This window comes from Streptomyces synnematoformans (assembly GCF_039531005.1).
GTDB classification, from domain to species: domain Bacteria; phylum Actinomycetota; class Actinomycetes; order Streptomycetales; family Streptomycetaceae; genus Streptomyces; species Streptomyces synnematoformans.
In genome coordinates, this window is sequence record NZ_BAAAPF010000020.1 from 1 (window position 1) to 20924 (window position 20924).

Genomic DNA, 20924 nt, shown 5'->3' on the forward strand with positions numbered 1-20924 from the left:
GCCTCCGCGGCGACGGCGTCGGCGGCGTCCGGGGCGCCGTCGCGGCGGGTGCCGGCGAGGCGGCCGTCCGCGAGGTCCACCCGCGTGCGCCCGCCGTCGCCGCCCGCGCCCGCACCGTCCGTCACGGTCACGTCGAGCATGTTGCGGTAGCCCATGAACCCCGCGACGTAGCGGTTGGCGGGGGAGCCGTACACCTCCTCCGGCGTGCCGATCTGCTGGGTCGTGCCGTCGCGCAGCACCACCAGGCGGTCGGCGAGCGACAGCGCCTCCTCCTGGTCGTGCGTGACGTACACGGTGGTCAGGCCGAGGCGCTGGTGCAGCCGCCGGATCTCGGTGCGCATCTCCAGCCGGAGCGCGGCGTCGAGGTTGGACAGCGGCTCGTCCATGAGCACCAGCCGGGGTTCGAGGACGACCGCGCGGGCGATGGCGACGCGCTGCTGCTGGCCGCCGGAGAGCTGGCCGGGGCGCTTGCGGGCGTGCTCGGCGAGCTGCACGAGGGCCAGCGCCTGCGCCACCCGGAGGTTGCGCTCCGCCTTGGGCACCCGGGCCATCTTCAGTCCGAAGGCGACGTTGTCGTGCACGGACAGGTGCGGGAAGAGGGCGTAGTTCTGGAAGACCATGCCGAAGCCGCGGCGCTCCGGCGGCACGTTGTCGATGCGCTCGCCGTCGACCGTGATGGCGCCGCCGGTCAGCGGCAGCAGCCCGGCGAGGCAGTTGAGGGCGGTGGACTTGCCGCATCCCGACGGGCCGAGGAGGGCGATGAACTCGCCCCCCTCGATCTCCAGGTCGAGTTCCCTGAGCGCCCGGAAGCGGCCGAAGCTCCGGGACACCTTCTCCATGCGGAGGGAGCCGAAGTGGGTCATCGACAGCCCTCGCTCACTGGCCCGCGACTTCGCGGTTCCACAGGTCGAACGCCGTGACCTGCTGCTCGGCGGGGAGCGAGGGCTCCTTGGGGAACTCCTCGATCCACCGGTCGAACTCCGGCTCCCCGTACTCCTCGATCACCTGCTGCGACTCCTCCGGGGCCATGGACAGCGGCACGTCCCGCACGGCGGGGCCCGGGTAGAAGTAGCCCTCGTCGTAGGCCTTGGCCTGCTGCTCGGGGGTGAGCATCCACTTGATCAGCTGCAGGACGGCGGACATGGTGTCGGCGCTGACGCCCTTGGGTACGACTGCATACTGGGCGTCCGTCACCCAGGTCATGTCGTCGAAGTGGCCCGCCTTGATCTCCTTGGGGACGGTGCCGAGCGCGCGCGGGTTGATGTACCAGCCGGTCGTCGTCATGATCATGTCAACCTGACCCTTGGCCAGGTTGTGCATGGTCTCGGTGGTGCCCGAGGCGTAGTTGCCGACGTACCGGTCAAGCTCCTTGAGGTACGCCCAGGTCTTGGCCCAGCCGTTCTCCGGGTCGGTGGGGTCCTTGTCGCCGAGCAGGTACGGCAGGCCCATCAGCCAGGTGCGGCCGGGCCCGGAGTTGGGCGGCTGGGCGTACTGGAACCGCTTCGGGTTGGCCTTCGCCCAGTCCAGGAGCTCCTGGGGGGTGGTCGGCGGGTCGTCGACCGCGTCGGGGTTGTACTGGAGCAGTGGCCCGGACGGGTAGTAGACGAGCGCGACGCCCTTGCCCTGCGCCAACTCGGCCATGTCGGCGGCCGGTTCCAGGTAGTCCGGGTTGCCGATCCTGTCCTCGTGCTCCGCCATGCCGGCCCACAGGTCCTGGTCGAGCCCGGCCGCGAGCCCGTCGGTGCCGGTCAGCACCAGTTCGATCTGGACCCGGCCGGCGTCCTGCTGGGCCTTGACCTTCCCGGCGAGGTCGGGGGCCGGGGCCTGGTCGTACGTCACCTTGCTGACGATGTCCGGGTGCTCGTCCACGAACTCGTCGATCATGCCCTGGGTCAGCTGGAGGTTCCCGGCGACGTCCAGGATGTCGAGCGCCACGGGCTTCGCGGGCTTGTCGGGTATCTGCTCCGGTGTGCCGCTCTCGGACGAGGAGTCGCCGTCGTCCGGTGCTCCGCAGCCGAAGGCCGCGGCCGCCAGGACGAGACCGGCGAAGGTGTACGTGAGTGACGAACGCAAGCGGAGGCGTCGGGGCATGGAGGTGCTCCCTCGGGGTCGGCGCACTGGCACGCGATTCGCCGAACAACGTCCCCCAGACGCCGCCTGTCGTCAAGAGAGTGAATTTCTTTCAAGGGACTGAACAGCCCTCATTGAAACGTATCAAAGGGGCTTTTGATGACCGCGGACCCGCGTAGCCTCCTCAGCCGCCGGCCGCCGCGCCGCGGCGGGCACGTACCGCTTCACCGCCTGACCGGGGTGATGCTCCCGTACCGCGGAAGCGGAGGCAGCCGCGGCGCGGGGGCCCACCACTCCCCGCGCCGCAGCCTTCCCACCACCCCCGGAGCGCCCGGATACCGCACGCACCCCGGCCCGGGCGCCCCCCGCGTGTCCCGGAGCCCGCCGGACGTCACATGCCGGGTCCGGCGGTGCCGGCGGCCCAGCGGATGCCGCCCAGCAGGTGGCGCCGGAAGTCCGCCTGGGCGTACGACTCGGCCGTGTGCCCGCCGCCGGTGTAGAACGAGCGACCCCCCGCGTACTCCTTGCACCACGCGATGGGGTGGTCGCCGTTCATCGTCCCGCCGCTGTAGCTGCTCTCGTCGAGCGAGGCCAGCACGCGGGCCCCGGCGCGGGGGTTGGTCCGGAAGTTGTACCACTCGTCCGTTCGGCGCCAGGTCGCGCCGAGGTGGGCGGTCGCGTCGTGGGTCCGGTCCTCGACGGCGACCGTGGCGTTCTGGATGTGCGGGTGGGACTGGAAGTAGGCCCCGACCAGCTCGCCGTACCAGGGCCAGCCGTATTCGGTGTCCGCGGCCGAGTGGACGCCGACGTACCCGCCGCCGCCCCCGATGTACTGTTCGAACGCCGCCTGCTGGGTGGCGTCGAGCACGTCGCCGGTGGTGTTCAGGAAGACGACCGCTTGGAATCGGGCGAGGCCGTCGCCGGTGAACGCGGCGGCGTCCTCGGTGGCGGTCACCTGGAAGTCGTTCTCCGCCCCCAGTTCCTTCAGCGCCGCGATGCCCTCGTCGATCGCGTCGTGGCGGAAGCCCGCCGTCCTGGAGAAGACGAGGACCTCGTACGGCTCGCGGGAGGCCGCGGACGGGCCCGGGACCGGCAGTGCCGAGGCACCCGGAGCCGTCACGATCGGCAGCGCCGCGACGCCCAGGGCTCCGCCGATGAGCGCTCGGCGGGTCGGAAGTTCGGACATGTGAATGTTCCCTTCCGTGGTGGTCTCGACGGCGCTCCGGTCGGTGACGTGCCCGGCCTGGCGCCGGCTGGTGGGGATTGTCCGGGGGCGGGCGGTTCGGCCTCCGGTCGTGCCGGGGCGGGGCGCGGTCGACGCGCGCTCGGCAGGGCCCTCCGGGTGCCCCGCCCCCGGCTGGAGAGACGGCCTGCGCCGGGCGTCAGGGGGCGTTGTTCAGCGCCTCCAGTACGGCGCCGTAGGCCTGCTTCTTCTGGTAGTTGCTGTCGAACAGCAGCGGTGTGTCCTGGCCGCGCCAGGAGTACTTGTCGGTGATGCCCCAGGTGGTGATGCCGGTGCAGCGGGAGACGGCCATGCACGCCTCGGTGACCGTGCGGTAGGCGTTGGCCTGGGCGGCGCCGGAGCCGCCGATGTCCAGCTCGGTGATCTGGACATCCACGCCGAGGTCGGCGAAGCGCTGCAGGTTCTGCCGGTAGGTGCCGAGGTCGGAGTTCGAGTCGAGGTGGGACTGGACGCCGACGCAGTCGATGGGCACGCCGCGGGCGAGGAAGTCCTGGACCATGCGGTAGACGGCGTCGCTCTTGGGGTTGACGCCGTCGATGCCGTAGTCGTTGTAGCAGAGCTTCGCCGCGGGGTCGGCGGCGTCGGCGGCGCGGAAGGCGTCCTCGATCCAGCCGTTGCCGATCTGCTGCTGGAGGTTGGACTGGCGGCGGCTGCCGTCCCATTCGAACGCCTCGTTGACCACGTCCCAGGAGTCGATGTCCCCGGCGTAGTGGCCGGCGACTCCGTCGATGTGGTTGAGCATCGCCCGGCGCAGGTTGTCGCCGGTCAGTCCCTGCACCCAGCCGGGTTGCTGGGCGTGCCAGACGAGGGTGTGGCCGCGTACGGACATGCCGTTGTTCTGGGCGTGGGCGACGAGCTGGTCGCCGCCCTGGAAGGTGAACTGGCCCTGGTTGGGTTCGGTGGCGTCCCACTTCATGACGTTCTCGGCGACGATGCTGTTGAACTCGCGGTTCAGCGTGGCCGCGTAGTCGCTCTCGCCGAGCAGGTGGGGGGCCACGGCGGCGCCGTAGTAGCGGCCGCTCTCGGCCGCCGCGGCGCGGAGCGTGTCGGCCGCGTGGGCGGTGCCGGAGAACGTCAGCAGGCCGGCCGCCGCCAGACCGGCGGACGTCGCGGCCGCGACGACCGCGGACCAGATCCGGCCGCGTGCGGGCCGCTTGTGTGAGGTGCTGGACATGGCTGCTCCTTGCTTTCCGGTGGAGGGTGACAGGTGCCGTCGGGCCGCTGCCCGGAAGCGGTGCTGAGGGCCCGGTGGTTCAGTCGAGGACGGCTTCCCAGGCGGTGCCGGGTGCGGTGGCGCCTCCGGGGAGGCGGTCGCGGGCGGCGGTGTCGCCGTACAGGCTCCAGCGGAACCAGTCCACGAGGGTGTTCTGGGTCTGGTCGAAGGTCGGGAAGCCCGGGTTGAGGTACGCGGCGTGGTCCGCGCCGACGTGGGTGAGGAACGCCTTGGGGGCGGGCAGCTCCGCGTACGCCTGGCGGGCCAGGCTGTACTGGCAGGTGGGGTCCTGGTCGCCGTGGATGAACAGCACGTTGGCGTCCAGCCCCGCGGGGTTGCCCATGTCCACGCAGGCGACCGGGACGGCGGCTCTGATCCGGTCGTCCGGCCAGTTGGTCAGCAGTCCGTGGACGGTCATGCCGCCCATCGAGTGGCCGGAGACGCCGACGCCGGCCGCGGTGTCGATGTGTCCGGCGAAGGGGCTGCCGGAGTCGTTCAGCGCCAGGGTCCGGGTGATGACCTCGGAGACGTCCCTGGACCACTCGCCCCCGTACACGGAGCCGATGTTGGTGTTGTCGCTGATCGAGGGGGCGGGGCAGATGAAGCCGGCGGACGCTATCGCGTGCGTCTGCGAGGCGTAGGAGTCGGAGTTGCCGTACGCGCCGTGGTTCCAGTGGGCGACGGGGAACACGCCGTCGGCGAGCGGGGCGTCGGGCACGGGGTTGCCGCCGGGGTTCCCGGCGGCCGGGTAGAAGATCTTGGTGAAGAGCGAGCGGTTGCCGCGGCTCCAGTTGAACTGCCGCACTCCGATGGCGAAGTCCTGGGTCGGTGCCTGCCGGGGGAGTACCGCCCGGCGGGTCGGGCTGCCGACGGCGGGTGCGGCGCCGAGCAGGGTGGCGGCACCCGTCGTTCCGGCGATACCCAGACCCAGCGCGGCGCCCAGGGCGGTGCGCCTGTTCATGGACATACGAAGACACTCCTGTGTGGGGGGAGGGGGATCCTTGCGGTGTCCGCCCGGGGGGTTCAGCAGGCGGAGTTGGTGTGGGTGGCGAGAGCCAGGCGCCAGGGCAGCTGGGAGTACTCGCCGCCGGCGTTCGGGTCCATGCCCTGGTAGAGGAGCCGGATGTCGCAGGGGTCCAGGGTCATGGTCTGGTCGTGGGTCGTGCGGATCAGCTCGCCGTGGCTGATGTCCCGTGTCCAGGCGTTGCCGCCTTCGAAGGTGACGTTGTTGCTGCGGGCGAACGGGTTGGCCTCGCTGTCGGCGAGCGGTTGCCACTGGCCGCTCAGGCTCTGCGAGGTGAAGGAGCGGTACCAGCGGCGGCCGTCGCTGCCGATGGCCTCCCAGAGCAGCAGGTAGGTGCCGGTGCCTTCGACGCGGTAGACGGCGCCGCCTTCGAAGAGGTTGTTCTTGGTGTCCGACAGCACGATCCGGGTGTTGCCGAAGCCGTTGGGGAATTCGGCGACGGTGGTCTCCGACCGGTAGACGTGGCCGTTGTCGTCGGCGGAGAACAGGTAGCAGCGGGTGTCGTCGCAGATGACGTAGAAGTCCAGCCAGTAGCCGTCGCCGATGTTCTCCCTGACGATGTCGGGCATGCTGTCCATGAAGTTCCGCGGCGCCGACCAGCTGGTGGGGTCGTCGGGGTCGGTGCTGGTGGAGAACGAGGGCAGACCCGTCTGGTAGACCAGGTACCACTCGTCCTTCGGGGCGAAGTAGAAGGCGTGCGGCGCGGCCCGGTAGCCGGAGCCGACGCCGGAGGCGGTCTCCAGGTCGGTCTGCTTCGCGTCGGCGGCCTGGGACCAGTCGTCGAAGGCGGTGTGCGCCAGGCCCCAGTCGCCGGTGGTGTCGACCCTCGTGAAGAAGACGTGCCAGGTCCCGTCCTCGTCCTGGACGACGGACGGGTCCTTCGCCGCGACGGAGTCGAGGCCCGGCTGAGGTGAGATCAGCGGGCCGGTGGACGACCACTCGAAGCTGTCGGGCAACTCCTGCTGGGCCGCGGCGTGTCCGTCCGTCGCCGATGCGGGCGTACGCAGGGGAGCGGACTCGGCGGGGACGGCGAACCAGGCCAGCGAGAGACCGAGGAGGACGGCGGCGGCCGTCCGTATCGGCCGCGTGCGTCGGCGGTGTTTCGACAGAGGCATGGGGGTTCTCCATCGGAGGTCAGCCGGGGGCCCACCACGCGGTCGCGTGCCCTCGAACTGTCCGAGATCCCGGACATGCGCGGGAGAGCCTCACCGGAACGAAAGAACTGGCTGTGCGAGTGCTGCCGTGCGCGACGGCCTGCGGGGTCCCGCAGGCCGAAGAGGCCCCGAGTGTTCGATATGCCGAACTATGGTCGAACTCTCAGACATGGATGCTGAGGGGGTGGGTGGCGGTGCGTCAACCCCCTTCGCTGAAATGATTCGGAAGCAGAGTCGAAATTTTCGAAGGTCGACGCCGTCGGCTTCGGCGGGAGAGGCGGTCATCGAGGGCCGGGCTCCGCGGCCGGCGTGAGGTGTCTGCGGAGCCACGCCTCGGTGGTGCTGACGTGGATGAGCGCGGCGGCCTCGGCGAGCGCGGCGTCGCCGGCGGCGAGTGCGTCGTAGATGTCCTGGTGCTGGGCGAGTGTCCGGCCGGCGACGTCCCCGTCGACCATCCCGCGCCAGACCCGGGCCCGTACCGTCCGGCCGGAGATGCCCTCCAGCAGGCTCGCCAGCGTCTGGTTGCCGGTGGCGGAGGCGACGGCCTGGTGGAAGGCCGCGTCGTGCTTGTTGAGCAGTTCGACGTCGTCCCTGGCCGCACGCATGGCGTCCAGATGCCCCGCCACCCCGGCGAGTTCCTCGGCCGAGATGCGGGTGGCGGCCAGACCGGCGGCGGCCGGCTCGAGGAGCCGGCGCGCCTCGGTCAGCTCCAGCAGGGTGTCGCCCTGGAGCAGTTCGACCGCGGAGCCCAGCCCTTCGAGCAGCACCCTCGGCTCCAGGGTCGTGACGTACGTGCCGTCACCCCTGCGGATCTCCAGTACCCGCGCGACGACGAGCGCCTTGACCGCCTCGCGCATCAGCCCTCGGGACAGGCCCAGCTCGGCGGCCAGTTGCTGCTCCGGCGGCAGCTTCGCGCCCGGCGGCAGCTCGCCCGAAGCGATCAGCTCCCGAATGCGCCTGATCGCCTTGTCGGTCAGTGACATCGCTCGGCCTCCAGCGTCGGCCTCCGGGTGTGCGCAGCACAATACATCTGATGTCCGGGTGGTCGAACCGTCGATGGGGCGCGGTTTCCTCCGCGGACATCCGGTGCATCAGGCGGGTAAACCAAGGCATTTTCATTGTGCGCGGTCGAAGTCTTCGTGAGAAGGGTTGCGTGGGTGTCATCGGACATTTAATGTCTCCGGAGTGTCACGCCCGATGAGGTCATCGGCGTACCGGAGGTGGCCGCAGGCCCGCTGAGGCTGCGTTGACCGTGCCTTTCGCCCGTACTGAGCCGCGCCTGCCGGGGCCGTCGGCCGCGCCGTCGCCCGCCCGGCCACCTGAGCGCCGAGGGAACCGCCGGGACCCTGCCAGGACCCAGTGGAGGATCAGCATGCGGAGACTGACGCGCAGGCAGATGATGAGGCTCGGCGCGGTGGGCACGGGAGCCGCCGTGCTGCCCGTCCCGTGGACGGCCGCCGCCCGTGCCGACTCGGCCGCGCCCCCGGAGGTACGGGCGGTCGACGACCTGGCGCTGTGGTACGACGAGCCGGCCGGCTCGGACTGGCTGCGTGCGCTGCCGGTCGGGGCCGGCCACCTCGGCGCCATGGTCTTCGGGAACGTCGGCACCGAGCGGCTCCAGCTCAACGAGGACACGCTCTGGGCGGGCGGTCCCTACGATCCCGCCAACCCGCGGGGTGCCGAGGCCCTGCCGCAGATCCGGCAACTGGTCTTCGACGGCCAGTGGGAGCAGGCGCAGGCGCTGATCGACCGGACGATGCTCGGCCGGCCGGCCGGAGAGCTGGCCTACCAGCCTGTCGGCGACCTCACCCTCACCCTTCCCGGCGCCGCTGGAGCGTCCGGGTACCGACGGTGGCTCGACCTCACCACCGCCACCACCGCGGTGACCTACGCGGCGGACGGCGTGCGGTTCCACCGCGAGGTGATCGCCAGCGCACCGGACCAGGTGATTGTCATGCGCCTGACCGCCGATACGCCCGGCTCGATCTCGTTCACGGCCGCGTTCACCAGCCCGCAGAGCGCCTCGACCGCCAGCCCCGACGGAACGACGATCGCGCTGGAAGGCATCTCGGGCAGCATGGAGGGCATCGCCGGCTCGGTCCGGTTCCTCGCGCTGGCCAGGGCCGTCGCCGAGGGAGGCACGGTGTCCGGCTCCGGCGGCACGCTCCGGGTGTCGGACGCGGACAGCGTCACGCTGCTGGTCTCCATCGGCACCAGCTACGTCGACTACCGGAACGTGAGCGGCGACCACCGGAGCATCGCCCACAGGCACCTCGACGCCGCCCAGGCCCGCACGTACGAGGACCTGCGCGGCCGGCACGTGGCCGACTACCAGGAGCTGTTCCGGCGGACCACCCTCGACCTCGGCCGCACGGGCGCGGCCGACCAGCCGACCGACGTGCGCATCGCGCAGCACAGCGGCACCGACGACCCGCAGTTCTCCTCCCTGCTCTTCCAGTACGGCCGCTACCTGCTGATCTCCTCCTCGCGGCCCGGCACCCAGCCGGCCAATCTCCAGGGCATCTGGAACGACCTGATGAGCCCGCCGTGGGACTCCAAGTACACCCTCAACGCCAACCTGCCGATGAACTACTGGCCGGCCGACTCGACGAACCTCTCCGAGTGCTACGAGCCGGTGTTCGACATGATCGACGACCTGGCGGTCGCCGGCGCCCGCACGGCACAGGTGCAGTACGGCGCCCGCGGCTGGGTCACCCACCACAACACCGACGGGTGGCGGGGGACCTCGGTCGTGGACGGGGCGTTCTGGGGCATGTGGCAGACCGGCGGGGCATGGCTCGCCACCCTGGTCTGGGACCACTACCGGTACACCGGCGACGTCGACTTCCTGCGTGCCCACTACCCCGCGGTGAAGGGCGCCGCGCAGTTCTTCCTCGACACGCTGGTGGAGGAACCGGACCGGGGCTGGCTGGTCACCAACCCGTCGAACTCGCCGGAGCTGGCCCACCACCCGAACGCGTCCGTCTGCGCCGGCCCCACCATGGACATGCAGATCCTGCGCGACCTGTTCGACGGCTGCGCCCGGGCCGGCGAGGTCCTCGGCGTGGACGCCGGCTTCCGCGCACAGGTCCTCGCCGCACGGGAGCGGCTGGCCCCGACGCGGATCGGCTCCCGCGGCAACGTCCAGGAGTGGCTCCACGACTGGACGGAGACCGAGCAGTTCCACCGGCACATCTCGCACCTCTACGGCCTGCACCCGAGCAACCAGATCACCAGGCGCGGCACACCCGAGCTGTTCGACGCCGCCCGGCGGACTCTGGAGTTGCGTGGCGACGACGGAACCGGCTGGTCACTGGCGTGGAAGATCAATTACTGGGCGCGGATGGAGGAGGGCGGCCGGGCACACGACCTGATCCGCGACCTCGTGACGCCCGACAGGCTCGCGCCCAACATGTTCGACCTGCACCCGCCGTTCCAGATCGACGGCAACTTCGGCGCGACGTCCGGCATCGCCGAGATGCTGCTGCACAGCCACCACGGCGAACTCCATCTGCTGCCCGCGCTGCCGCCGGCCTGGCCGGACGGGAGCGTCGAGGGCCTGCGCGGACGCGGCGGCTACACGGTCGGCGCCGCATGGACGGCCGGCCGGGCCACGCGGCTCTCGCTCACGCCCGACCGCGACGGGGCGGTGAAGGTCCGCAGCCGGATGTTCCGCGGCGGCTACGAGGTCCTCGACCTGACCGCCGGCGACCCGGTCCAGCCCGAGCAGACCGAGCCGGATCTGATCGGGTTCGCCGCCCGGCAGGGGCACACGTATCGTGCGAACGCGCTGGAAGAGCGGCGTAGCTGAGGCGCGGGAACGACCGCTCGCCCGGCCGCGGGCGCGGACCACCGCGGCACCGCGGCCGGGCTTCGCACGTGCGGCGCCCGGCTAGGGCGCCGTCAGGTCGAACCGGGCCACCCGGACGCTGCCGCCGAGCTGCCGGGTGGCGTGGTTGAAGATCGCGTAGCGGTAGCCCATGAAGAACTGCCAGGCGTTGTTGAGGGTGAAGGCGGGGCCGAGCGGGCTGTAGCCGCTGCCGTCGGTGCTGTAGGAGAACCGGGCCTGCCGCCCGGCCCCGGGCCGGATGTCGGCCTGGACCCGCAGCCAGATCCGGCTACCCGCGAAGCCCGTGCTCGCGCGCTCGGTGCCGGTGCCGGTGGTGTTCCAGTCGCCGTCCATGGTCAGCCCGTCGACCATCACCACGCGCGTCGTGCCGCCGTCGCGCTTGAGGCCGATCCAGGCGGAGGAGTCACGCAGCATGGCGAGCCCCGCCCGGTCGCCGTCGGCCATCTGGGAGCAGTCGAGTTCGATGGTGGCGGTGGAGGCGGGTCCCTGGATGCGGTGCGTGAGGGTGTTGCGGGCGGAGTACAGGTCGGCGGTCACCGTCGCGGTGCGCAGCGTCAGCCCGTCGCCGACGGAGAATCTGCCGGTGTCGGGGTTGTGGTTCCACTCCCACCGCGGGCTGAGCCGGGTGCCCGGGAAGGTGTCCGTGCCGGTCATCGGCGCGACGGGGCGCAGGGGAAGCGGTGCGGTGTACGACTGCCCCCAGGCACCGTTGACGAGTTGCAGCACGGGCCAGCCGTCCCAGGTCCACGTGATCGGGGCGAGCGCCGGGACCCGGCCGCCGGGGTAGGCGTCGGTGAAGGCCATGTAGTGCCACCCGCCGTCCGGGGTGCTCACCAGGCCGCCCTGGTGCGGCACTCCGCCGCCGGCGATCGGTCCCGGCAGGTCGAGGAGCACCTGCCGCATCTCGTACGGGCCGAACGGGCCGGAGGTGGACTTCAGGATGTACTGGCCGTTGGCGGGCCGGGTCAGGAAGATGTAGTAGTTCCCGTTGATCTTGTAGAAGCGGGCTCCCTCCAGGGTGCCGACGCTCGGCGGGGTGCTGAACACCTGTCGGGAGCGGACCTGGGTGCGCGCGTCCGGCGAGAGCTGGGCGACGTGGATCGCGGTGTTGCCGTAGGCCACGTACGGGGTGTCGTCGTCGTCGAACAGCAGCCCCGCGTCGAAGTAGACGCTGCCGAGCGAGGCGTGTCTGGCCCACGGCCCCTCGACGGACGGGGCGGTGTAGAGGTAGGTGCGCGCGAAGTCGATCTGGCCCACCCAGTAGAAGGTGCGGTTGCTGGGACGGTAGCCCAGGGAGGAGGCCCAGATGCCGCGGACGTAGCCGCGGCCGCCGTCGAGGTCGTACTTGCTCCCGAAGTCCAGCACCGGCACCGAGTGGCCGGCGAACTCCCAGTTGACCAGGTCGTAGGAGCGCAGGATGGGCGCGCCGGGCGAGTAGTGCATGGTGGACGCGGAGTAGTAGTAGGTGTCGCCGACGCGGATGATGTCGATGTCCGCGAAGTCCTGCCACAGAACGGGGTTGGTGTACGTCGCCAGCGCGGCGTCCCCCGCGGCGTGGGAGCCCACGGCGGGGGAAGCCGCGGCCGGCCGGGCGTGTGCGGAGTGCGCGAGGGGCAGGGCGGCAGCGGCGGTCAGGCCGGAGGCGGCTGTGAGCATCCTCCGGCGGCTCCAGGCGTGCAGTGGGTCGGACATGGGGGGTCGGCCTCCACGGTCGGTCGTGTCGGGGTCAGCTGCGGGTCCACCGCTGGTGGGCCTGGCCGCCGCAGCTCCACAGGACCAGCCGCGAGCCGTTCGCGGTGGCCGCGTCGCTCGGCTGCAGGCACAGTCCGGCGTGCACGTTGCGGATCGACCCGTCGGCGGCGAGGGTCCACTTCTGGTTGTCCTGGCCGTTGCAGGACCAGGTGATCACCGGGGTGCCGTTGGCGGTCCCCAGGTTCTCGGCGTCCAGGCACTTGTCGCCGAAGACGCGGATCTCGCCGCCTGCCCACGTCGTCCAGAGCTGGTTGGCGGCGGTGTGGCAGTCCCAGATCACGACGGCGGCCCCGGCGGCGGTGGCGGAGTTCTCCACGTCCAGGCAGCGGCCGGAACCGGTACCGCGGATCCGGGAGGTCTCGGCGGCGAGCGGCGCGCCCCCGGTGACCCGGAACGCCGTCACGCCGTGCGCCGGTACGCTCGCGGTGATCTGGCCGCCCGTGTCCGACGTGGCGCCGGTCCACAGGTCGGTGAGCGTGAACGACCCGCCGGACAGGCCGATCTGCGCGGCCGAGGCACTGACGGTGGCGGTGCTGTCGCCGCGGTTGAACAGCCCGACGGCGACCGAGCCGTCGGACAGGGGCTTGGCGAACACCTCGGTGGCGCCGTCGTCGCGTACCCGTCGTCCGCCGGCGCCTAGGGGGTCCTGGTTCACCGCCAGCAGCCGCTGGTTGCGCAGGATCGCGCTGACGTCGGCGGACATGGTGCGGATGTCGTTGCCCGCCATCAGCGGCGCGGCCATCAGGGACCACAGGGTGAAGTGCGCGCGCGACTCGGTGAGCGACAGCCCGGGCCGGCCCACGACCAGCATGTCCGGGTCGTTCCAGTGCCCGGGGCCGGCCTGTGCGGCGAGCGGGGCGTTGACGTCGACGACGTTGCCCACGCCCATCGGGTAGCTGTTGACGTTGCCGTTCTGCCAGATGTCCAGCAGGTCCTCGGTGGTGCGCCACAGGTCGGCGACCTGGCCCCAGTCGTACGTGGAGCCGGTGATCGCGTGGAAGCTGTTGGGGTTGATGCTGTAGACGATGGGCCGGCCGGTGTCCCGCAGCGCGTCGCGCATCAGGGAGAACCGGGCCACCTGCTCGTCGCGCGTGCCCTCGGGCGAGCACCAGTCGTACTTGAGGTAGTCCACGCCCCAGGAGGCGAAGGTGCGGGCGTCCTGCACCTCGTGCCCCATGCTGCCCGTCGAGCCGGGGAACGTGCCGACGCGCTGTGCGCAGGTGCGTTCCGTGGGCACCTGGTAGAGGCCGAACTTCAGGCCGCGGCTGTGGATGTAGTCGCCCAGCGCCTTCATCCCGCTGGGGAACTTCGTCGGGTGCGCGCGGAGGTTGCCCTGGGCGTCACGTTGCGGGTCGAACCAGCAGTCGTCGACCACCACGTACTCGTAGCCCGCGTCCCGCATGCCCGAACTGACCATGGCGTCCGCCGCCTGGCGCACCGTTTCCTCGGTGACGCCGCAGCCGAAGCTGTTCCAGCTGTTCCAGCCCAGCGGCGGGGTGACGGCCGGGCTGCCGGGCGCGGCCTGGGCCACCGGCTGGTGGGGCACCGTGGCGGCCAGCGTCAGCGCCGCGGCCGTCACCGCGAGCCGGGCCAGTCGCCTCCGTGATCGAGTGAGCATTGTCGCTCCTTCCGCCGCGCCCGTCCCGCGGTGCCTCGCTCGTCGCGGGACGGGCGGTTCCTTGCGGCAGTCCGGTGTTCAACAGGTGGAGTCGGTCCGGGTGGGCGGGCCGGGTGCGGACCGGGGCCCGCCCGGTGCCGGTGTCAGTAGCCGTAGATCATCTTGTAGGCGACCTCCGGCAGGAACTGTCCGGCCGTGGAGCCCGATCCGACACCGCAGTTGCCGTCGGACTCTCCCGGGGTCTTGATCCACAGGAGCATCTCGGCGCCGCCTCCCTGCTGGGTGGGCGTGCCGATCTTGCGGCCGCCGGGGTTGCACCACTCGCCGTTCGAGCCGTTGCCGTTGCGGCTGGTGTCCACGACGAACGGCTTGCTGTAGCCGTAACGCTGGCCCAGCGCCTGGTTGACGCTGCCGGCGTAGGACACGTTCTCCCCCGTGGTGAAGTAGTTCGAGACGTTGAGGGAGAAGCCCCGGGCGAGGCTGAGCCCTGAGGCGTTCAGACGTTCCGCCATGGTCGAGGCGTCGACCCAGCCGGGGTTGCCCGCGTCGAGGTAGACCCAGGCGTTCGGCGCGGCGGACCGGAACCGTGAGAGGGCGTTGGTGAGCATGTTCTGCCGCTCGATGATCTGCGCCTGGGACATGCAGTTGTAGTCGCCGAGGGCGTCGGGTTCCAGTACGACCACGGCGGGGCGGTTGCCGATGGCGCGGGCGAAGGCGTCGATCCACCCGGCGTACGCGGACGGGGACGAGGCTCCGCCGCCCGAGTGCCCGCCGCAGGCGTCACGGCCGTACATGTGGTAGGCGACGAGGAGCGGCAGCTTGTCGGCCGCCTGGGCCGCGCCGGTGTAGGAGCCGACGGCGGAGCCGATGTCGCCGCTCCAGGAACCGAACCAACGGGCCATGGGGGTGCCGGCGATGGAGCTGCGGATCGCGGCGGCCCGGCCGTCTCCGGGGTTGGCGGCCGACCAGGCCGCGGGGCTGGAGTTCGGGTCGACGTAGAAGCCGCTGGTCATGGCGAGCGGGGTGGGCGCCGCCTGAGCGGAGGGCGACGAGGCCAGGAACAGCGGCAGAGCGAGGAGCGCTGCCACCGCCCCGCGTATGAGTGTGCGCATGGGTGAACCTCATTCGTGAAGGGGAACGCCGCGCGGCTCTCGTCCTGAGCCCGCGGCATGAAGGTGCGACGCACGGGTGGCGCACGGGAGAGCCGTGGTCAATCTTGGGAGCGCTCCCAGTTTGCGGCGGGGGACCGCGGGTGCCTCCGGTCATCGTGGGTGCGCTGATGGGGACCTGTCAAGAGTCGGTACGCGGCCGCCCTTCACTGGAGCGCGAGGAGTCGCTATGGTCCCAGAACTGGAAGCGCTCCCGGCCCAGCGGAGGGCATCCTCACAGCCGCCGGCGCGGAGAGGTCCGGGGTCCATGACAGATGTGCCGCGCCTGCGGCCCACGCTCGACGAGGTGGCCGAGCGTGCCGGCGTCTCCCGCTCGGCGGCCTCCCGGGTGCTCAACAACGCGCCCCACGTCAGCGCCGAGAAGCGCGCGGCGGTCCTCCGGGCCATCAGGGAACTCGACTACGTGCCGAACACGACGGCGCGGGCGCTGGCCACCCGGCAGCGAGGCGCGGTCGCCCTCGTCATCTCGGGCGAGGCTCCGTCGATCTTCGCGGACCCGTTCTTCGCCAGGGTGATCGTCGGCGCCTCCGCCGCCCTGGAGGAGGCCGACCTGCACCTGATGCTGTGCCTCGCGGCAAGCGACCGCAGCCGGCGGCGCCTGGCGGAACTCCTGCGCGCCCGGGGCGTCGACGGCGCCGTGCTCATGGCCGTCCGGGAGAACGACCCCGTGCTCCGCATCGCCCGGGAAGCGGAGGTCCCCGTCGTCTTCGGCGGGCGCCCGGCGGGTTTCGAAGCGCCGTGGTACGTGGACGTCGACAACGCCGGCGGCGCCCGCCAGGCGACCGAGCACCTGCTCGCCCGCGGGCGCAGGCGCGTGGGCATGATCTGCGGACTGCCGGACACCCACGCGAGCCGGGCGCGCCACCGCGGCTACCGGGAGGCCCTGATCCTGGCCGGACTGCAGCCCCTCCCGCCGGAGTACGGAGACTTCACCGAACCCAGCGGCGCCACCGCCATGGCGGCGCTGCTGGAGCGGCAGCCGGACATGGACGGGGTGTTCGCCGCCAACGACAACATGGCCGCCGGCGCCCTGCGCACCCTGCGCGGCGCGGGCCGCGCGGTCCCCGGTGACGTCGCGGTCGTGGGCTTCGACGACCTCGACATCGCGCAGATCGCCGAACCGTCGCTGACCACGGTCCACCAGCCCATCCAGGCTCTGGGCAACGAGACGGCACGCATGCTCACCGGGCGCATCGCCGGCGAGGAGCCCAGCTCCCTGATCCTCCCCACCCACCTCGTCGCCCGCGCCAGCACCTGAACGCCGGCTGCATCGACGCGGCCCGATGTCCGGTCCGCGGCGTCGAACACCTGCCGGACGCGAGGGCCGCGGAGCCGGCCCGCCGCGGGCGGCGCAACCGCGCTCTAGGCGGGCGGCGGGGCCACCGACTCGCGCCAGATCACCGTGTTGAGCGGCTGCCGGGACGGCTCCGGCTCGGACCCGTTGATCGCCTTGATCAGCCGCAGCATGGCGTTGCGCCCCAGCCCTTCGAGGTCGACGTGCACCGTGGTCAGCGCGGGCGGGAGGTACCGGCAGACCTCCAGGTTGTCCCAGCCGGTGACGCTGAGGTCGCGCGGTACTTCGAGCCCCCGGTCCTTCGCGCCGCGGATGACCCCGGCGGCGACGAGGTCGTTGGCGGCGACGACGGCCGTCGGCATGCGCCCGGCCGCCCGCATCCGGATGGCGGCGGCGCCCGAGTCGCCGGACCAGTCGCCGTCGAACACGCCGAGCGACTCAAGACCGAGCCTGTCCACGGCCTCCAGGTAGGTGGCCTTGCGTGCCCTCGCCGAGGCGAACTGCAGGTCTCCGGCCACGTGGAGAAAGCGGCGGTGCCCGAGCGCCGCCAGGTGCTCGACGATCTCGTCCACCGGTGCGGCGTCGGTCAGCTCGCCGATGCCGCGCATGGCGTCGTCGAAGTCGGCCGAGACGACGATGGCCGCGCGCTCCGGGAGCCGGCCCTCGATGGCCGACTTGATCGGGGCCAGCGCCAGGATGCCCTCAAGCTGCCCGGAGTCGGCCAGCTCCAGCACGCGCTCGGTTCTGACGTCGGCTCCGCCCTCCACGCTGACGACCTCCACGGCGAACCCCGCCTCGTGCGCGGCCGCGGCCGCTCCGGCGAGCATGCGCGCGGGGTTGTAGGCCATGGCCGGCATGACGAGCGCAAGGCGGCCGGTGCGGCGGGTGCGCATGGACCTGGCGATCAGGTTGGGACGGTAGTCCAGCTCGCGGACCGCCGCGTCGATACGGGCGAGCGTCGCCGGCTTCAGCCCCTCCCTCGAACGCAGGTACCGGGAGACGGTCTGGTGGGAGACCCCGGCCAGGTGTGCCACTTGTTTGATGGTGGGGCGCCGGGCCGGCGGCGAGCTCTGGGTCATGCATCGGCCTCTTCTCATGGGCCCGTTCCCGGGTATTGCCATCGTGGTGACCGTTCACTACCTTACAGCGGACCGAGCAAAAAGTGAACGATCACTATTTTGCCAGAAGGGAGTGTCGATGCCGACCCTCAGCGCCCTGCGCTGCGCGTCCGCCCCGGTCCGCGGTGAGAGCGTCCGGTGAGCGCCACCACGGAGCTGCGCTCCCTGCGCTCCGGCCGCCGTCCCGCGGCGAAGCAGCAGAACAAGGCGGCGTTCTTCTTCCTGCTGCCGTGGTTCCTCGGCCTGTTCGTCATCACGCTCGGGCCGATGATCGCATCGCTGTACCTGAGCTTCACCGACTACAACCTGCTGCAGCCGCCGGAATTCGCCGGCCTGGACAACTACAGCCGGATACTCGACGACGCGCGTCTACACCAGTCGCTGCAGGTGACGTTCGTCTACGTGCTGGTCTCGGTGCCGCTCCAACTCGCCCTGGCGCTCGCACTCGCCGTCCTCCTCGATCGCGGCATACGGGGCCTGGCGGTCTACCGCTCCGTCTTCTACCTGCCCTCGCTGCTCGGCTCCAGCGTTGCCATCGCGGTCCTCTGGCGCACCGTCTTCGGCACCGAGGGCCTGTTCAACGAGGTTCTCGGCCTCGTCGGCATCGGAGGGCGCGGCTGGATCTCCGAGCCCGAGACGGCGCTGTCCACCCTGATCGTCCTCAACGTATGGACCTTCGGTGCTCCGATGGTGATCTTCCTGGCCGGTCTGCGGCAGATTCCGGCCTCCTACGAGGAGGCCGCCGCGGTCGACGGGGCGGGACGGTGGCGCCGCTTCTGGAGCGTGACGATGCCGCTGCTGACGCCGATCATCTTCTTCAACCTGGTGCTGCAGATCATCCATGCGTTCCAGGCGTTCACGCAGGCGTTCGTCGTCTCCGGCGGCAAGGGCGGCCCGGCCGACTCCACGCTCTTCTATTCCCTCTACCTGTACCAGCGCGGCTTCGGGAACTTCGACATGGGCTACGCCTCCGCCCTCGCGTGGCTCCTGCTGCTCCTGGTCGGGACGTTCACGGCGGTCAACTTCTGGGCCGCGAAGTACTGGGTTTTCTACGATGACTGACACTCTGGCCAAGGCCGCAGCCACCCCGCCCGGCGCCGCCCGCCCCGGCGGCCCGCCCCTCCGGCAGCCCCGCCGGCGGCTCCGCCCGGTCGTCCGGTCGATCCTCAAGCACACGGTGCTGATCCTGTGCGCACTGGTGATGCTCTATCCGGTGCTGTGGATGGTCGTCAGTTCGCTGCGGCCGAACGACGAGATCTTCCAGGCGCCGGACCTGTTCCTGACCAACCTGGAGGCCGGCAACTACGGGAAGGGCTGGAACGCGTTCTCGAAGCCGTTCAGCCACTTCATGATCAACTCGGGGATCGTGGTGCTGGGGGCGATCGTGGGAAACCTGGTCGCCTGCTCGATGGCCGCCTACGCCTTCGCGCGCCTGGAGTTCAAGGGCCGCAGGTGGTGGTTCGCGATCATGCTCGTCACCATCATGCTGCCGATCCACGTGATCATCGTTCCGCAGTACGTGCTGTTCTCCGAGTTCGGCTGGATCAACACGTACCTGCCGCTCATCGTCCCGAAGTTCCTGGCCACGGACGCCTTCTTCGTGTTCTTGATGGTCCAGTTCATCCGCGGCATCCCCACCGAACTCGACGAGGCGGCGCGTATCGACGGCGCCGGCCACCCCCGCATCTTCCTGCAGGTGATCCTGCCGCTCATGGTCCCGGCGCTGGCGACCACGGCGATCTTCACCTTCATCTGGGTCTGGAACGACTTCTTCTCCCAGCTCATCTATCTGACCGATCCGGAGATGTACACCGTGCCGGTGGCCCTGCGCGGCTTCGTCGACGCGCAGTCCGGCACGAACTGGGGCGCCGCACTCGCCATGAGCGTGGTCTCACTCCTGCCGGTCTTCCTGGTCTTCCTCTTCGGCCAGCGCTTCCTCCTGCGCGGCATCGCCACCACGGGAGGCAAGTGACATGCCGTGCCGGCCAACCCCTCGCAGGCGTACGACCAGCAGCCAGAGCGGGCCCGTCCGGGTCGCCCACACAGTCAGGAGACAAGCACCATGAGTGGAAGCGCCAAAGCACGCCTCTTGGGCGCCGTCGCGTTGTCCGGCGCCCTCGTGCTGACCGCCTGCGGCTCGTCCGGCGGTGCCGTCGAGCGCAGCGACGACCAGGTGACCCTCCGGGTGACCTGGTGGGGGGAGGAGACCCGCGCCGGCCTCACCCAGGAGGCCATCGCGGCGTTCGAGAAGGAGTACCCCGACATCACCGTCAAGGGCGAGTTCAAGGACTGGGACGGCTACTGGGACGCCCTGGCCACCACCACCGCCGCCAACGACTCGCCCGACGTGGTCCAGATGGACGAGCTGTACCTCGCCTCGTACGCCGAGCGCGGTTCCCTGCTCGACCTGGGCGAGGCCGGGGAATTCCTCGACACCTCGCAGTTCGACGAGGAGTCGCTGAAGACCGGTGAAGTCGACGGCACCCAGTACGCCATGCCCATCGGGGTCGGCGTCCTCGCGAACATCGTCAACGTCGATCTGTTCGAGAAGTACGGCGTCGACGTGCCCGACGACGCCACCTGGACCTGGGACGACTACGCCGATCTGGCCGACGAACTCGCCGAGAAGAGCGAAGGAAAGCTCAACGGCTCCTCGATCACCGGCGGCATGGACACCGGCAGCGTCCGGTACTGGGCGCGGTTGCACGACGACGAACTCTTCGACAAGAACGGCGATGTCACCCTCGATCCCCAGACCCTCGCCTCGATGTGGCAGTACAACCTCGATCTGATGGGGTCCGGCGGCGTCGAGAGCGCCGCCCAGGCGGTCGAGAGCTACAACGCCGGCCTGGAGGCGGGCAGCTTGGCCACCGGGAAGGTCGCCATGGGCTTCTCCTACAACACCCAGATCACCGCACTGCGCGAAGCCAGCGGCGCCGACCTGCGGCTGCTGCGGCTGCCGGGCAGCGGCGGCGCCGACGCGGCATACTTCAAACCGTCCATGTACTGGGCCGTCTCGTCCCAGAGCGACCACCCCGCCGAAGCCGCCCTCCTCACCGACTTCCTGGTCAACCACAAGGCCGCCGGGGACATCCTGGGAACCGAACGCGGCATCCCCGCCAACGGCGAGGTCCGCAAGGCCGTCACCGCCGACCTGACCGAGAACGACAAGATCGCCGTCGAGTACATGGAGTCGGTCACGCCGGGCCCCTCACCGGTCGTGACCCCCAAGGGCGGCAGCGGCGTCGAACCGATGCTCCAGCGCTACACCCAGGAGGTCTACGCCGAGCAGACCCCGCCGGAGAAGGCGGCCCAGGCCTTCGTCGACGAGCTGCAGAGTGAGATCGACTCCGCGAAGTGACCCCCGAGGTACGCCGGAGGACGCCGCACAGCGCCCTCCGGCGCCTCTCCGAACCGTG

15 protein-coding genes and 1 pseudogene are annotated in these 20924 nt (G+C 70.9%); 5 read left to right on the forward strand and 11 right to left on the reverse strand.

Features of this window, described 5'->3' with window-relative positions:
- The 7 genes and pseudogenes from ABD317_RS06310 to ABD317_RS06340 form a co-directional block, all read right to left on the reverse strand.
- On the reverse strand, positions 1–863 hold an 863-nt coding region (locus ABD317_RS06310), incomplete at its 3' end, for an ABC transporter ATP-binding protein (RefSeq protein WP_344288658.1).
- A gap of 13 nt (positions 864–876) precedes the next feature.
- Positions 877–2091, reverse strand: a complete 1215-nt coding sequence (locus ABD317_RS06315) for an ABC transporter substrate-binding protein (protein ID WP_344288660.1) — start codon at positions 2089–2091, stop codon at positions 877–879.
- Positions 2092–2485: 394 nt separating this feature from the next.
- Positions 2486–3256 (reverse strand): annotated as a pseudogene (locus ABD317_RS06320) (ThuA domain-containing protein); the annotation flags it as partial.
- Positions 3257–3452: 196 nt separating this feature from the next.
- Positions 3453–4487, reverse strand: coding sequence for an endo-1,4-beta-xylanase (locus ABD317_RS06325; protein ID WP_344288662.1), 1035 nt, complete (start codon positions 4485–4487; stop codon positions 3453–3455).
- A gap of 79 nt (positions 4488–4566) precedes the next feature.
- A complete protein-coding gene (locus ABD317_RS06330; protein WP_234019794.1) occupies positions 4567–5493 on the reverse strand; it encodes an alpha/beta hydrolase family protein in 927 nt (308 codons plus the stop codon).
- A gap of 56 nt (positions 5494–5549) precedes the next feature.
- Entirely contained in the window at positions 5550–6665 is a 1116-nt protein-coding gene (locus tag ABD317_RS06335; RefSeq protein WP_344288664.1) for a glycoside hydrolase family 62 protein, read from the reverse strand.
- 320 nt (positions 6666–6985) lie between these two features.
- Positions 6986–7687, reverse strand: a complete 702-nt coding sequence (locus ABD317_RS06340) for a FadR/GntR family transcriptional regulator (protein WP_344288666.1) — start codon at positions 7685–7687, stop codon at positions 6986–6988.
- A 389-nt stretch (positions 7688–8076) separates the two neighbouring features.
- Here ABD317_RS06340 and ABD317_RS06345 point away from each other — a divergent pair, with 389 nt between their 5' ends.
- Positions 8077–10515, forward strand: coding sequence for a glycoside hydrolase family 95 protein (locus ABD317_RS06345; protein WP_344288667.1), 2439 nt, complete (start codon positions 8077–8079; stop codon positions 10513–10515).
- Positions 10516–10596: 81 nt separating this feature from the next.
- On the opposite strand, the gene ABD317_RS06350 is transcribed toward ABD317_RS06345, so the two are convergent.
- From ABD317_RS06350 to ABD317_RS06360, 3 genes are all read right to left on the reverse strand, one after another.
- Positions 10597–12246, reverse strand: a complete 1650-nt coding sequence (locus ABD317_RS06350; protein WP_344288669.1) for a glycoside hydrolase family 43 protein — start codon at positions 12244–12246, stop codon at positions 10597–10599.
- 34 nt (positions 12247–12280) lie between these two features.
- On the reverse strand, positions 12281–13924 hold the full coding sequence (locus ABD317_RS06355; RefSeq protein ID WP_344288671.1) for a glycoside hydrolase family 27 protein: 1644 nt from the start codon (positions 13922–13924) through the stop codon (positions 12281–12283).
- Positions 13925–14067: 143 nt separating this feature from the next.
- A complete protein-coding gene (locus tag ABD317_RS06360) occupies positions 14068–15036 on the reverse strand; it encodes a glycoside hydrolase family 6 protein (protein ID WP_344288673.1) in 969 nt (322 codons plus the stop codon).
- Positions 15037–15340: 304 nt separating this feature from the next.
- On the opposite strand from ABD317_RS06360, the gene ABD317_RS06365 reads away from it, so the two are divergent.
- A complete protein-coding gene (locus ABD317_RS06365; RefSeq protein WP_344288675.1) occupies positions 15341–16351 on the forward strand; it encodes a LacI family DNA-binding transcriptional regulator in 1011 nt (336 codons plus the stop codon).
- Between the two features lie 104 nt (positions 16352–16455).
- Here the strand turns inward: ABD317_RS06365 and ABD317_RS06370 are convergent, their stop codons facing one another.
- Positions 16456–17466, reverse strand: coding sequence for a LacI family DNA-binding transcriptional regulator (locus ABD317_RS06370; protein WP_344288677.1), 1011 nt, complete (start codon positions 17464–17466; stop codon positions 16456–16458).
- A gap of 177 nt (positions 17467–17643) precedes the next feature.
- Here ABD317_RS06370 and ABD317_RS06375 point away from each other — a divergent pair, with 177 nt between their 5' ends.
- The 3 genes from ABD317_RS06375 (at position 17644) to ABD317_RS06385 (ending at position 20866) form a co-directional block, all read left to right on the forward strand.
- Entirely contained in the window at positions 17644–18567 is a 924-nt protein-coding gene (locus ABD317_RS06375) for a carbohydrate ABC transporter permease (RefSeq protein ID WP_344288679.1), read from the forward strand.
- The gene (locus tag ABD317_RS06380) at positions 18560–19477 is read left to right on the forward strand and encodes a carbohydrate ABC transporter permease (protein WP_344288681.1); all 918 of its coding nucleotides are present in this window, start codon (positions 18560–18562) and stop codon (positions 19475–19477) included. Before ABD317_RS06375 ends, ABD317_RS06380 begins: the two co-directional genes overlap by 8 nt.
- A 90-nt stretch (positions 19478–19567) precedes the next feature.
- The gene (locus ABD317_RS06385) at positions 19568–20866 is read left to right on the forward strand and encodes an ABC transporter substrate-binding protein (RefSeq protein WP_344288683.1); all 1299 of its coding nucleotides are present in this window, start codon (positions 19568–19570) and stop codon (positions 20864–20866) included.
- Positions 20867–20924: the final 58 nt, after the last annotated feature.

Coding starts and splice junctions, on each gene's coding strand:
- ABD317_RS06385 (WP_344288683.1), top strand. CDS start 19,568: ATGAGTGGAAGCGCCAAAGCACGCCTCTTGGGCGCCGTCGCGTTGTCC.
- ABD317_RS06350 (WP_344288669.1), bottom strand. CDS start 12,246: ATGTCCGACCCACTGCACGCCTGGAGCCGCCGGAGGATGCTCACAGCC.
- ABD317_RS06335 (WP_344288664.1), bottom strand. CDS start 6,665: ATGCCTCTGTCGAAACACCGCCGACGCACGCGGCCGATACGGACGGCC.
- ABD317_RS06315 (WP_344288660.1), bottom strand. CDS start 2,091: ATGCCCCGACGCCTCCGCTTGCGTTCGTCACTCACGTACACCTTCGCC.
- ABD317_RS06365 (WP_344288675.1), top strand. CDS start 15,341: ATGACAGATGTGCCGCGCCTGCGGCCCACGCTCGACGAGGTGGCCGAG.
- ABD317_RS06340 (WP_344288666.1), bottom strand. CDS start 7,687: ATGTCACTGACCGACAAGGCGATCAGGCGCATTCGGGAGCTGATCGCT.
- ABD317_RS06325 (WP_344288662.1), bottom strand. CDS start 4,487: ATGTCCAGCACCTCACACAAGCGGCCCGCACGCGGCCGGATCTGGTCC.
- ABD317_RS06355 (WP_344288671.1), bottom strand. CDS start 13,924: ATGCTCACTCGATCACGGAGGCGACTGGCCCGGCTCGCGGTGACGGCC.
- ABD317_RS06370 (WP_344288677.1), bottom strand. CDS start 17,466: ATGACCCAGAGCTCGCCGCCGGCCCGGCGCCCCACCATCAAACAAGTG.
- ABD317_RS06345 (WP_344288667.1), top strand. CDS start 8,077: ATGCGGAGACTGACGCGCAGGCAGATGATGAGGCTCGGCGCGGTGGGC.
- ABD317_RS06380 (WP_344288681.1), top strand. CDS start 18,560: ATGACTGACACTCTGGCCAAGGCCGCAGCCACCCCGCCCGGCGCCGCC.
- ABD317_RS06360 (WP_344288673.1), bottom strand. CDS start 15,036: ATGCGCACACTCATACGCGGGGCGGTGGCAGCGCTCCTCGCTCTGCCG.
- ABD317_RS06330 (WP_234019794.1), bottom strand. CDS start 5,493: ATGTCCATGAACAGGCGCACCGCCCTGGGCGCCGCGCTGGGTCTGGGT.